Genomic DNA, 11,922 nt, shown 5'->3' with positions numbered 1-11,922 from the left:
TCGAGAACGGACCAGCAGGGATCCCTCTACGGGACTCTAGCGATACCACTCGGCGTGCAGGCGTAGCGATTCAGGACTGATTCCGGGCTTCGGCGCGAGTGCCTGGCAGGCAGCATAAACGGACGGGTATTCGGGCAACCGATCCATGGTCATGCTCACTGCGCGGTCATGGACCTCGGGAGGGAACTGCTTGGGCATAATCACTATCTTTCTCAGACATAATCACTATCTTTCTCAGAGAAGATAGCGGCATCAAACCCGGGACGGTTCAGTTCATTCTTCACTGCAAGCCGGTCGTAACCCGGATGATCGCGATCACGAGAAGCGCTGTAAGGAGGGGCAGTGACCGTATCGCCCTCTTTCTTTGTCGCTCACGACCGGGTTTACGCGGAAGGGCAAATGCCATGACAAGCAGTAGAACCAAGGCGGCGCAGCCGAAAACCAGCACGCCGATTGCAAAGGTTCTGCTGCTCCCCGAGGCAGCATAAATCTGCGCATTTGAGCGTAGTGCCTGGCTGAAACCAAGAGTGGGCTTCGCCAGCATGTCCATGAACTCTAGTGGCATGTGTTTCCGCCATTTCCTGTTTGCGCCGATCGTGGCTCGGACTGACTTGTTTCGGCTGGTCAAGCGTGCCATATAGATAGCTGACGACCCCTCCTACGATGCTGGAGCCGTCGAGTCTCCCGGCGTCCAGCACCACTGGACAGACTTAGCCAACGAACAGTACCCGCTGTTTGCCAAGGAACCCTCGCCGTGCATGTACTCGGACCGCGGGCAGCATACGGACAGCACGAGCCCACAACGCTTAAGGAACGGGTGTGACTGGCCTTTGGGCGAACGGACCGTAGACTCGGCCCATGCTAGGTCGTGGGGGAACGAGACCAGTTCGCAGTGCTGCTATGGCGGCGGTGCTGGGCCTGCTGCTGTCCGGTGGCTTGGCAGCGTGCACCTACGAGGATGTCGGCGATCCGGTGCAGACAGCCGCCGAGCAAAGCAGTCGCCCCGAGCCTTCCGTCCCAACGAAGGGCCCGGAGATACTGGATGCCGAAAGGCGCAACTACGCCGAATTAGGCAAGCGCCTTGGAGCGGCCGAAGGTTCCGTGCTCCTTGAGGACTCCGGCCCTGCCGACGGACCAGGGGTTGGTTTCAGCAAAACCGTAAAAGTGGCGACCGCAGGCCGGTATACCGTCACGGCGGCTTGCGTGGGCATCCCGAACGCACAGATGTTCATCACCCCCCTAGGGTCCAAGCAGCTGCGGTCGCTCGATCTTGATTGCTCCGGCGTCTCGTCGGAGATTGTCGAGTTGCCGGAGGGATACGTCGTGGCATCGCTGATGCGACACGACCCGAATGGTCCTTGGACGGGCGCCGTCGCCGGAGTCCGAATCACGGCTGAATAACAGACGGCGAGCGGACTTCGAAGCCCTTGGGCGGCGCGACTACACCGCTGCTATAAGGTCGGGGGGAGCCGGGATCGAATCCAATTCAAAAGAAGCCGGACCCGTGATCGGACCTTCTCTGGAACGGCGCCTTCCTGTGGTGCAGCCCCAGACCATCACGATAAACGAGGATCCAGGTCTGGGCCCGGGGCCGGCTCAGCGGACGTAGATCAGCGTGATGGTGACTGCCCAGAGGACGGTGAGGATTCCAATCGCTATCGTGGGCCGGTCCCACTGGGACATGATGCTTCCTTCCGAGGAAGGAAAGCCCAGGGCGCGGGCATCCTGCCACGCCTTCGCGATTTCGTCGCGGCCGCCTACTGCCGCGGGCTGGCTCATTCGCTGGTTGTCAGGGAGGACATTGAAGGGGAGGTTCCGGAGGTTGCTGGCATTCTGGTAACCGGAAGCAGCGGCACTGGGCGTGCCGGGAGCACCCCAACTGACATACTTTCTGCCCGCTGCCCTGATGACAACAGACTGGCGGACCTCGACGTCGTCCACTTTCCCGAAGGGAATCCGGTGGTCACGGAGGCCATTGACGATTTCAAACCCGGAACGGTCGACGCGAAGGCACGGCTTCCACTGGACGATGTAGACGATCCAGGACACCAAGACCAGCCAAGGTGCCGCAGTCATGGCCGTCGTGGTCTGTCCTGCAATCAGCATCCAGGCCATGAGGCCCGCGGCGCCCAGCCACAGTGCTGCGGCCACAGGCCGGGCGGATGGCGCCCGATAGGTTCTTCTTGGCCGAACCCCGACGGACCTGCCCGCAGCCGTGACTTTCTGTCGTTGGTCCTGTTCGGCCTTCGATGTCCGCATTGGTCCCCCTCCATGCCGCCGATACATCAGCTAACTGGGAGCAGCGTATCGCAAGAACCCTCGGGAAGGGACCCTAAACGCCAGACTCGGGGCATTCTCATCGGGTACGCCCGTGTGGTGACTCGCGGCGATAGATGGCGGTCATTTCGCAGTGCTATTTGTCGCCCGGCTGCCCGCCAGGGGATCGGCTACCGCACCGTTGTGAAGTGCTCAACGACCGGGAACGGGTCGTAGAAATGGTGCAGCAGCCCCTTCCACTGCTCATAGTCGGCGGACCCACGGAAGCCCTCGGTGTGGTCTTCCACCGAATCCCACTCAACGAGGAGAAGGTACAGGTTTGGGGACTCGATCGAGCGTGATATCGAAAGACTGCGGAACCCCGGCTGCCTGCTGATCAGAGGTTGAGCCGTCCGGAAAGCCTCTTCGAAATCGGACTCGCTGCCGGGACGGACGGGGAGGATCGCGTGCTCCAGAATCATTCGCTCAGCTTCTCACAGCCGTCCGGTTGACGATCCTTCACCAGACCCTCGTAAGCCGGCCCCCGCGACACCCTCGACCCGCTCCCTCGCAGCGATAAATGGCGGGTCTTTTCGCAGCGCTATTTGTCACCCTTCGGCCCCCGAAGGGGATCCCCCGGTGGACGTGCTGGCTCCGGCGGGATCAGGGGAGATCCTGAAAGTACCCTGCCACATCGTAGTTACCCATTAATCTGGCCAGTCCCACGGGGGTCTGCCCTGCCACGTTTGCATGCAGCGGGTCGGCACCGCGTGAACGCAGCAGATTGATCATCCCGGGCCGCCCGCGGGAGTTGAAGACCGCGACGAACAGCGGTGTATTGCCGTAGGAGTTCGTTGGGTCGACCGCCGCACCGGCTTTGAGTAGCGCGGCCGCTGCGGTCAGTGCGTATTCCTGGGACACAACGTGAAGCGGAGTGAACCCCTGGCCGTCGGACGAATCGGGCGACTCGCCTGCGGCAATCAGTCGAGTCACCTCTGCGGCATCATCGGTGAGTGCTGCGTAATGGAGCGGCGAACGACCGGCGGGATCCATGGATACCTCGATTTCTGGATGGTAAGGGGAAACTGCACGTTAGCCGATCCCCTAGCGGACGACGCCTCGGGGAACCGCGGGAAGGTGTCGCCCGTCGGGGGTAGGCCGCGCGCGACCGATGCTGGTTCCTGTCTCTCCCGCGGCCGAATGCTTCGATGCGACATCGTCTTGCCTGATTGGCCAAGTCGTAGTTCGCAGTATTTGGTATCGTGACAATCAACCGAACAATCCCATTCCCAACTAAGCCGAGGTCCCTCTGGAACCGTCAAAACCGTCCGTCGCTGACCCCGGCGCCCTGACATATTTCGATCGCCTGATAGCGTCGGGGAAATACGGCAGAGAGTCCCTGTATTACTTGAATAGGTTTTGGAACTTCTTCTGGCTGTTCAAGGCCATTTTCGTTGTGGAAGCCGTCGCCCTCGTTGCGACCGTAGTATCGACCCGGCCCAAAGTATCAAGCCCGTTCTTCTACACTCCTATGAGCGTCTTTGGGCTGACGCTCGTCATCTATATCACTATCGCCGTTCTTCGGTTGTCGGCACTATTTCGTTCAAGGGCTCGCGATCGCCGGAATTTAAGGCAGGGTGCGGCCCTCGACATACCGCTGGTAGGTTGGAGCCCGCCCCGGAACTGGAAGCCGGGCATGGCCGCAACATCTCAATTCGAGTAAATACCCACCCAATTCGACTCACATCGCCCTTAGTCTTCCGCCGCAGGCTTACTCTCTTTACTTCATGCAGCCTTCAAAATTAAAACGTCCAGCTCAAGGATCCCTCACCGGGTCGCCGCATGGAGCAGTCCAGGATCTAGACTTACGCCCATGATCGGAGCTGAAACGACGGCTGGGGCCGGCTTTCCTGTGGGAGATCTCGCCACTTGGGTCGGTGCAGTAGCTACCAGCGGTGCGCTGTGGCTGGCGATCCTCGGCGTGCGCAGTGAGCGGCGTCACCGAATCGCCGCAGAGACGGCTGCGGCAGACCACGCCCGCCGATCTCAGGCTGAAGCCGTCTTCGCATGGTACGGAGGCTTCACTCCGGGGGCGGAGGCAGAGCCTCGCGGGTATGATTCCCTGGTTGTCCGGAACGACTCCGGCCTGCCTGTGTACGATGCCGTCGTGAGCCTTGTCCTCGTCCAAGGTGCTGGTGCGCGGACGAGCGAGCAACTGGCCGCGAATCCTAACTTCCGGTTCACGCTTCGCAAGGAGACCTTCGTAGTTCCGCCAGGAACGTGGCGATTTCGTGTCGTTGAGGGCTGGAGGGGAATGAACGTCCGGGCCGGTGCCGAGGTCGCATTCAGGGACGCGAGGGGTGGTTTTTGGGTGCGCCGCGCTGATGGTGCGCTCGATGAGCTCCCGGCCGGCCCGTTCGATTATCTCGACGTGTCTCGCCCGATCAGCGACTACGCGCTGGAACCGGTCGATTAAACCGCCGTCATGCTTAGAGCCCGAGTCGGACGGTTTTAGCAACGTCCGGCACCCTTGGCCGCCCGCAAGCGGATCCTCTAGGGTACGCTCACGCATTGTCTCAACTTGTTGGCCAGGGTGGTCTGGCTCGGGTCTTCGTTCAGGCTTCGGGAGATGCCTTTGCGGCGGAAGCAGCCATTGCCAATAACTCGTTGAGTCTGTCCTCAAAAGTCTCTTTGGCTCCGAAAAATGCCTGATCAGTCAACCGGATACCGAAGGTATCAAATGCGTGAGCCTCAATTTGGGTGCCATGCTCGGCTGCTCGGACTCGGACTGTTATGGCAACCGGTATGTTCCTGCGACTCCATGAGAACAGATTGCCCCAGAGGCGGTACTGCCAGTTTGATCCCGTTCGTATGTCGAGGAAGTCCTCGTCCTGGTGGATCCTTGCCTTCTCCGACGAAAAAGCTGTGGAGATGGCCGCCAAGACCTCGTTCGGAGAGAGCGGCGACATCCACTGTTCGGTCTTCTCGAACATCGGTTTTGTTCGGCTTCCGGCTGTCCCCATTGGTTTTCTCCTAGTACTAGGAACGTGACGACAGCCTAGTCTTTGGAAGCGAAAATGGTGAGTAACCTTTCCAAAGTTGGCGCCCGTTAGCCGGTCCTCCACCGGACAGGCCAAGCCATGATCTCTGCTTTTGAAGCTCCGGGCGGTGGAGCGTCCCGTAAGACCAGTCCGGTGATCTGACCGGTGAGGGGACCATATATGGCACACTTCTACACATGTCTGAACTACTGGTCGGTTACGCGAGAGTCTCCACCGATGAACAAGACCTCACCGCACAGCGGGATGCGCTTCTGGCTTTGGGTATTGAGTCCAAGCGGATCTATGTCGATCACGGTCTCACTGGTCGGGACAGGAACCGTCCAGGCCTTCGCGAGGCGCTGGCCGCCTGCCGCGCCGGCGACACCTTTGTCGTGACTAAACTGGACCGGCTCGCCCGGTCCGTGCGGGACGCGCACCAGATTGCTGACGACCTCGCTGGCCGTGAAGTGAAGCTCAGCATCGGTGGCTCTGTGCATGATCCTGCGGATCCGATGGGCAAGCTGCTGTTCAATGTCCTGGCGATGGTTGCCGAGTTCGAGGGCGATCTCATCCGGGCGCGCACTCGCGAGGGCATGAAGGTCGCCAAGGCCAAGGGCCGCCTGCGCGGGAAGCAGCCCAAACTCTCACCCAGGCAGGAAGCGCACCTGGTCAAGCTGCACACCGCCGGCGAGCACACCATGTACGAACTCGCCGAGCTGTTCTCCGTTGGCCGTTCCACTGTCTATCGCGCCGTCGAACGGGCGCGCCTGAAAGCCGGAATCACAGACGGATCCTGAGGCTCGGCGCAGCCAGGGTCAACGGTCCGAAAACCGCCAAACTAAGCTGTGGAAAAACCGCCATTCTCAGTTAACAGTCACATCTTGGAAGCGACACGGGGGACTAATGCCCCGTTGGAGCGGAGGCGCCTCTTCCCACCCTCTCCAGCTTCGTCCCGCATGTGCGGTATGTTCAGCGGAGGTCTCGACAATCATTGATGGGGGATAGGGCTTGGGAATCATCAGATGGGCTGGGCGGTCGGCTTACCGCGGTGTCCGCGCCGAAGTCCGTTCTTTGAAGCGAAGTCGGCGTCAGCGGATGGCGGCGTACAACCGTTCGGTGGCTAAGTCGAGGACCCGGGTGTACAGGGGTCCCGGGTGCACCATCAATCATCGCAGCGCGGGGGCCGCGTCCCGATGCCTGACCTGCCGCGCAGGCTGGCAGGCAAAGGCCGCCCGGAAGCAGGCACGAGCAGACAAAAGGGCAGCGAGTAATGCGGAGTTTGCCGCTCGGCGCGCTGCCCGGCTGGAAAAACAGGCTAGGGCCCGGGAGGCAGTCCCGGATGCCCGCTGGCAACAACTTCTTCTCCCCGATGGAACAGCGAAAGCACTGACCAACCAGCGACGGTACGTCCGGAGAAAAGTGCATTATGAAGCCGGATTCCGGCCAGGTATCAAGCACCTGACAATCGGACAAGCTGAGCGGATCCTTCAGGCGTACGGACTTGATGCGGCACCCTTGCAGCTGAATGGCCGTGCCGATGTCGGCAAGAATCGGGCAAGCGCCGTAGCCCGATGGTTCTTCGGACTGCTCAGCTTCACCATCGTTTGCCTGATCCCCGGGATCGGGTGGCTGGCGGCCGCGATATGGCTTATGTCGTTCGTCGTCATCCTGGTTCGCCTGAACCGGCGCCAGAAGTACGAGGACAACCTAGGGCGCATTCGGTTAGTTACGGACAGGCTCCCGCGACATAGCTGACGAAGCAGGGGACCCGGATGGTCTCCGCACCTTGACTGATGCGGGGGCCTTTTCGGTTTGGCCCTAGCCAACCCCGTTCCCCTCAATCCCTCACCGCTGCGAATATGCAAAAGATGGCGTATTCCCGAGATGTCTCGGCCGGCCATTGTGCCTCAGAAACCCTCAGCCAGCACCCGCCTGAGACGATTCACGTTGAGGCACCTTTCCAAGTCACGAGTGGCCCGCACGACGCCGATTCCTTCTGGTCCTCCAGGGCATGCCGTCCGTGTCTCGAAAAACTGTAGGTTTTCGACACAAGCACTTCTGGCTCCGGATGATCGTTGACATGTCCTCGGAGAAGACTGCCGTCGGCGGTCCGCCGGCTCCATCGCAAGCTAAATCAAAAAATCAAGGACCGCATCGTGCCGGATGAAATTCGCCGGACTTTTCGGGCATTAGGATCTTCAAGGTGCGGCGAACGGCTGCCGTCGCCCGGCTTACTTCGACGGCTCGGCCCTCTGTACTCCTTTGATTCATTCTGAATCAAAGGAGTACAATTCCAGGTGAAGAGAGGGGAGTGCCCATGATCGTCATGAACAACAGTGACCTTGCTGCTTTGCACCGGGGGGCGCTGCAGCGCCAAGCGCGCCAGCGCGTTGATCTGTTGGATGAGCTCCGCGCTGTCCACAACGCGTCCTCACGCGGAATGAACCAGCGCCAGATTGCTGAGATTCTCGTTACCAGCCAAGCCAAAGTACATCGAATGCTCAAAGCCATTGAACGCCGGCCGTCCGTCCTCACTTCACAGGAGCCCGAGGAAATCATTCTTCGCGCCTTTGCTTACGACACGTCGCGGCCAGAGCTACTTGCAACGCTGAAGTCCATGACGTTTACCGACGGGGAGGACGCGCCCTACCCGGAGGAGGGCCGGATCCCGGGCACGTGGGATCAGGTAGTCAGCGCGTTCGCACAGGGACTACTGGACGAGGCCGAATTCAATGAGGTCAGGGCGGCCATTGGCCGCTGAGAGGGACGACGTCCACGCCGCCCTAACCAATCTCTACGCGCCCGGCGGAGGCTTGGAGAAGGCTCCGGAATTGCTCGTCGCCTACTTCGATGACGCGGCGGTCGTCCGGTTGGCCAAAGCGTATATGGGCCGGCAGCAGGACATCACCAGCGCGGGCCGGGCCGTGGTCGTCGCCGCAGGCCCGCCCGGCGCAGGCAAGACCGAAGCGCTGAAAACGCTGGACCTCCGGGGTTACCGCCTCATCGACCCCGATGATGCAAAAGACATGATCCTTGACGATGCTGAACGGCACGGCCTTCTCAGCTACCGGTACGACCACACGCTGCCGGATGGCGGGCCCGTAGGTGTCCGGGAACTCGCGTCCCACATTCACGGGATCTCTACGAGAACAACGAACCTCGTCCGCCAAATGGCCCTGGCGGCAGGGGAGAACGTCGTCATCGATGGCACCTTGTCCTGGGAAAAGCTGCCGGCCCAATACATCGACGAGCTCTTCATGTCTCGCTACGAGGATGTCGAAGTTGTCGACGTCGAAACTACGCTGACGAGCGCCATCGAACGGGCCCGGCAGCGCTGGTGGTCGGGCCGGCAAAACGATGCCGCAATGGGCGGAAGGTTCGTTCCCGACGCCGTCGTCGACCATTGCTACGGCGTTGGCACCGAATCCCAATGCGCTGCTAACGCGCTCAGCCTCGCCCGGATGGCGGCCGACGCTATAGGCCGCGGAACACTTCGCCGTTTCGACGTCGACGAAGCCACCGGCAATATCCAGCTAACCAGCATCACAACCTTCGAATAGATGTAGGCAGGATCAGCCCGGAACCATGCCGGTTCTGTGGACAACCCATTGGTGTGCACCCATGCACCGGTGGGTCCGCTTCCAACCCAACGAGCCAGAAGAAGTCCGACTTCGTGTTTTGCGGAACGCTGGGTGCAGCTTGGTCGTTCGGGTCTGCACAGGTCACGATCGGAGCATGGACAACGCCTGCCACGTGCTCGCCCGACTACACCTTCGTCAGGGCGATCGCCCTTGACACAAATGTCTTCAAGAGTGCCCCGGAATCGCAGCCCTGAATTCACTTACGGAGCGCGCGGATACTCGTGGCCGGGTCGAGATCTGGATAGCAGACGCACTCTTCGACAAAGCTCTTCCGTCGTGCTTGGGGAGATCCACACGGAGGGTGACTCCAATGTGGTTGGTGTCCAGGGTGTTGTACACGAGGCTTTCCTGGGGCCAGAAGGCCAGGGTGTGGCCGATGAAACTGAGGAAAACGGCGGGGTTTTTGATGGTGAGCGTTTCCATGGCCCTTCTCTTTCAGATGCGGCGTCGGCCGTGCGCGTTAGTTTTCGGCGTCGTTCTGATACGGGGACTGCTGCTGGGCATGAGGGGCCGGAGCGCAACTTGGGGAACCGGGAACGGTCCAAAAGTTTGTGAGGAAATAAGCGGAGCGCCGAGCGAAGTTTTGGATTGGGGCCGGCGCAAGGCGCCCTGGTTGCGCGGAGGACCCGCCCAGCGATGATCGAGCATCAGTACGACAAAAAGCGAAGATTCTTCTGGCTGTCCGCGGTGAACGGCGTGCGGCCCGGCACGACGCCGGGGTCCTGCGCTCTCTGCGGGGACACTAATGTCCGAGATGAGTGCCGGAGCGCCTATCGAGGGCGAGTTCTGCGAAAAGACAATGTTCCGCCGCTCGACTGGGACAGCGGGACCTCGATCGATGTAGGGTCGAAGCCAGGTGCGAATCCGCCGGTCTCGCGCCACTCCAGCGCTTTGCTGCGTGAACATGGGAGCGCCGCATCCCGGCTAACGACTATGACATTTTGCCAGACGCGCATGCCGAACCTCACGGGCGAAAGAACTTATGGCCGTCATAATGACGACGTGATCACCCTCGTGAAAGTCCTCCACAACACCCTCTTTGTCGGCGGCTTTATCGCCGTCTGTGTTCTCACTGCAGTGATCAGCGCTTTCGGCAAGCCGGAGCTGGGACTAAGCATCCTAATCGTTGCCTCGACCCCGGCTTTGATGCTGGCCGTCGCTACAGGCATCCTGAACACGCGCCATAAGCGGGCCGTCAAAGCCGCGCAGAAAGCACAGGCCGCTAGCGCTTCCACTCCGGCAACGACGTACAGCGCGCAAACGATCGAGAGCTTTGATCACGACCCCGAAACGGTGTGGGCGCTTATTCGGCCCGCGGAGAGCGCCGTCCTGCTCTCAGACGCCCAGCGTGCCTTCACCGTCCCCGGAACACCAACCGGTGTAGGAGAGCAGCAATGCGCCATCGGACGCGACGGGACCGTGTCCATCATCGAAGTCATCGGTGAGGAAAGCTCGAGATGGGCCGCGACTCGGCTTGTCACACCCGACAACACAAACAGCCGACCAACCTACACGCTTGAACCGACGCCAACAGGATGCACCCTGACAATGGGAATCGTCATGGAACTGCCGGCAGGCTTCAAATTTGCCCAAGAGCCCGTGCAGTGGTGGGAGGCCCGCGCCCGCACCTATCTGAAGCGCGTAAGGGAATTCCTTTCCGCCCGACAGGGATGACGTTCTCCGTGACCGCGCTCGGACTGGCACTACCGTGTTTTTGTCAATCCACCTCTGGCGGGGTTTGGGGGGATGAGCTGGAAAAGCAACTCGCTTGACGAAAAGTTCTTAAGGCTCAGCCGAAGGCATGCGGCATCGGAGACTGTCGGCCATGAAGGATCAGCTGGGGGCTGCGGAAGTCCGCTCGGCGGACAGGAGGAAGCGTGGTGGTTGGCTTTGGTAACAAACGCGGGGAAGTCGAGCATTAATGGGGGAGCCCCCATTGCAACCGACTCACCTTTAACTCACCTTAATGAGCGGCAACCAACGACAATTCATCACCCATCGTTACCTGCAAAAACCCCCAGAATCCGGGCGAAAACGCTGGGATTCAATGCGCACAGAGGGACCCGGTCCTAAAGCGGGGGTCGTCGGTTCGAATCCGACAGGGGGCTCCAATTGTGGCTTTGACCAGCGGGTTCGTACAGGTCCGGTCGGGGCTGATTCCAACCGTGACTCACCTTAGCTCACCTTAATCAGCGTCACTGTGGAATCTGTTGCTTCCCAGCGTTCGGATCGTAGAAGCTTTCGTGCGGGAGACCACAAAGATTTGGGCGATCCTGTTGCTGCTGAATTTGACGCCACATGGGGACGCTCCGTCCCTTTCGAGGGGATCGGCGGCAAGCGCCGTGCAGGCCGGCGGAATGGCGATCGGTGCCATTGCTGCGCAAGATCCCGTTTTTGCTAGATTGCCCTCAGTTAGGGTGGCTGTATTCCGTTTCCTCCGGATAGGTCCAGTGGCCTCTCAGAGCGGCCTCGAGCGAGCTTCTTCGGCTGAATCTCAGAACAGTGGTAGCTCCCGGGACGAGGTGTTGACCGCAATCGTTCAGAATTGGGATATGGCATCCACCAGTCGTTCTCACGCATTTGGATCGGAACCGGCTGGTAAGCCGGTAGGGGATCCAAGGAGCTTTCGATACACATTTCCTTTTGTTCCTCCGGCGAACTCTCATGTCTTCCATTCGGTCTACGGACTTGACCTAGCTGACGACGGAATGCCGTCAGTCGTTCTTCGCAGTCGGGAGGTCCTCGACCGGAAGGGTGCTTTCAAGAGACTGTCCGTGGCATTTGCACTACTCGGCATCTACGAGGGTGTAGGGCTGGCGGAAAGGGCTTCCGGCGGAATTGGGGGCTTCCACTCAAGTCCTGCCTAGGAGGACTACCCGGAGTGCAACTACTCGCCAGAAGTCGCGGCCGCCATCAGGTTACTGGAACAGGCCAACAATCCTTACCAGGTTCAGGCCTGCTTCACCCTCTCACGTGGACTGGCG

13 protein-coding genes are annotated in these 11,922 nt (G+C 60.5%); 7 read left to right on the top strand and 6 right to left on the bottom strand.

What is annotated here, in order from left to right; translation table 11 throughout:
- Window positions 1-36: 36 nt before the first annotated feature.
- A complete protein-coding gene (locus AB4074_RS06240) occupies window positions 37-198 on the bottom strand; it encodes a hypothetical protein (RefSeq protein ID WP_441412584.1) in 162 nt (53 codons plus the stop codon).
- Between the two features lie 660 nt (window positions 199-858).
- On the opposite strand from AB4074_RS06240, the gene AB4074_RS06235 reads away from it, so the two are divergent.
- Window positions 859-1,401, top strand: a complete 543-nt coding sequence (locus AB4074_RS06235) for a hypothetical protein (RefSeq protein ID WP_441412583.1) — start codon at window positions 859-861, stop codon at window positions 1,399-1,401.
- Between the two features lie 195 nt (window positions 1,402-1,596).
- On the opposite strand, the gene AB4074_RS06230 is transcribed toward AB4074_RS06235, so the two are convergent.
- The 3 genes from AB4074_RS06230 to AB4074_RS06220 all read right to left on the bottom strand — a co-directional run bounded on the left by AB4074_RS06230 (window position 1,597) and on the right by AB4074_RS06220 (window position 3,309).
- Window positions 1,597-2,151, bottom strand: a complete 555-nt coding sequence (locus tag AB4074_RS06230) for a hypothetical protein (RefSeq protein WP_441412582.1) — start codon at window positions 2,149-2,151, stop codon at window positions 1,597-1,599.
- Window positions 2,152-2,447: 296 nt separating this feature from the next.
- A complete protein-coding gene (locus AB4074_RS06225) occupies window positions 2,448-2,738 on the bottom strand; it encodes an antibiotic biosynthesis monooxygenase family protein (RefSeq protein WP_441412581.1) in 291 nt (96 codons plus the stop codon).
- A 181-nt stretch (window positions 2,739-2,919) separates the two neighbouring features.
- Window positions 2,920-3,309, bottom strand: a complete 390-nt coding sequence (locus AB4074_RS06220; protein WP_441412580.1) for an ankyrin repeat domain-containing protein — start codon at window positions 3,307-3,309, stop codon at window positions 2,920-2,922.
- 820 nt (window positions 3,310-4,129) lie between these two features.
- Between AB4074_RS06220 and AB4074_RS06215 the strand changes: the two genes are divergently transcribed.
- Complete coding sequence (locus AB4074_RS06215; RefSeq protein WP_441412579.1) at window positions 4,130-4,732, top strand: hypothetical protein; 603 nt, start codon at window positions 4,130-4,132, stop codon at window positions 4,730-4,732.
- Window positions 4,733-4,871: 139 nt separating this feature from the next.
- Here the strand turns inward: AB4074_RS06215 and AB4074_RS06210 are convergent, their stop codons facing one another.
- Entirely contained in the window at window positions 4,872-5,279 is a 408-nt protein-coding gene (locus AB4074_RS06210; RefSeq protein ID WP_441412578.1) for a hypothetical protein, read from the bottom strand.
- A gap of 215 nt (window positions 5,280-5,494) precedes the next feature.
- Here AB4074_RS06210 and AB4074_RS06205 point away from each other — a divergent pair, with 215 nt between their 5' ends.
- The 4 genes from AB4074_RS06205 to AB4074_RS06190 all read left to right on the top strand — a co-directional run bounded on the left by AB4074_RS06205 (window position 5,495) and on the right by AB4074_RS06190 (window position 8,857).
- Window positions 5,495-6,094 (top strand): recombinase family protein, encoded by a 600-nt coding sequence (locus AB4074_RS06205; protein ID WP_441412577.1) that lies wholly within the window; start codon window positions 5,495-5,497, stop codon window positions 6,092-6,094.
- A gap of 622 nt (window positions 6,095-6,716) precedes the next feature.
- Window positions 6,717-7,052, top strand: a complete 336-nt coding sequence (locus AB4074_RS06200) for a hypothetical protein (RefSeq protein ID WP_441412576.1) — start codon at window positions 6,717-6,719, stop codon at window positions 7,050-7,052.
- Between the two features lie 562 nt (window positions 7,053-7,614).
- Window positions 7,615-8,058 carry a hypothetical protein gene (locus AB4074_RS06195; RefSeq protein ID WP_441412575.1) on the top strand — a complete coding sequence of 148 codons (444 nt, stop codon included), beginning with the start codon at window positions 7,615-7,617 and terminating at the stop codon, window positions 8,056-8,058.
- Complete coding sequence (locus AB4074_RS06190; protein ID WP_441412574.1) at window positions 8,048-8,857, top strand: zeta toxin family protein; 810 nt, start codon at window positions 8,048-8,050, stop codon at window positions 8,855-8,857. Before AB4074_RS06195 ends, AB4074_RS06190 begins: the two co-directional genes overlap by 11 nt.
- Window positions 8,858-9,103: 246 nt before the next feature.
- On the opposite strand, the gene AB4074_RS06185 is transcribed toward AB4074_RS06190, so the two are convergent.
- On the bottom strand, window positions 9,104-9,361 hold the full coding sequence (locus AB4074_RS06185) for a DUF4192 family protein (RefSeq protein WP_441412573.1): 258 nt from the start codon (window positions 9,359-9,361) through the stop codon (window positions 9,104-9,106).
- 579 nt (window positions 9,362-9,940) lie between these two features.
- Between AB4074_RS06185 and AB4074_RS06180 the strand changes: the two genes are divergently transcribed.
- Entirely contained in the window at window positions 9,941-10,612 is a 672-nt protein-coding gene (locus AB4074_RS06180; protein ID WP_441412572.1) for a hypothetical protein, read from the top strand.
- Window positions 10,613-11,922: the final 1,310 nt, after the last annotated feature.

This window comes from Arthrobacter sp. 2MCAF14 (assembly GCF_052115645.1).
Classification (GTDB): Bacteria; Actinomycetota; Actinomycetes; order Actinomycetales; family Micrococcaceae; genus Arthrobacter.
This window is presented reverse-complemented; position numbering and strand designations above follow the sequence as displayed.

Bases quoted from the DNA above. Each gene is read 5' to 3' on its own strand.
- AB4074_RS06240 (WP_441412584.1), bottom strand. From the start codon at position 198: ATGCCCAAGCAGTTCCCTCCCGAGGTCCATGACCGCGCAGTGAGCATG.
- AB4074_RS06235 (WP_441412583.1), top strand. From the start codon at position 859: ATGCTAGGTCGTGGGGGAACGAGACCAGTTCGCAGTGCTGCTATGGCG.
- AB4074_RS06225 (WP_441412581.1), bottom strand. From the start codon at position 2,738: ATGATTCTGGAGCACGCGATCCTCCCCGTCCGTCCCGGCAGCGAGTCC.
- AB4074_RS06220 (WP_441412580.1), bottom strand. From the start codon at position 3,309: ATGGATCCCGCCGGTCGTTCGCCGCTCCATTACGCAGCACTCACCGAT.
- AB4074_RS06215 (WP_441412579.1), top strand. From the start codon at position 4,130: ATGATCGGAGCTGAAACGACGGCTGGGGCCGGCTTTCCTGTGGGAGAT.
- AB4074_RS06210 (WP_441412578.1), bottom strand. From the start codon at position 5,279: ATGGGGACAGCCGGAAGCCGAACAAAACCGATGTTCGAGAAGACCGAA.
- AB4074_RS06205 (WP_441412577.1), top strand. From the start codon at position 5,495: ATGTCTGAACTACTGGTCGGTTACGCGAGAGTCTCCACCGATGAACAA.
- AB4074_RS06195 (WP_441412575.1), top strand. From the start codon at position 7,615: ATGATCGTCATGAACAACAGTGACCTTGCTGCTTTGCACCGGGGGGCG.
- AB4074_RS06185 (WP_441412573.1), bottom strand. From the start codon at position 9,361: ATGGAAACGCTCACCATCAAAAACCCCGCCGTTTTCCTCAGTTTCATC.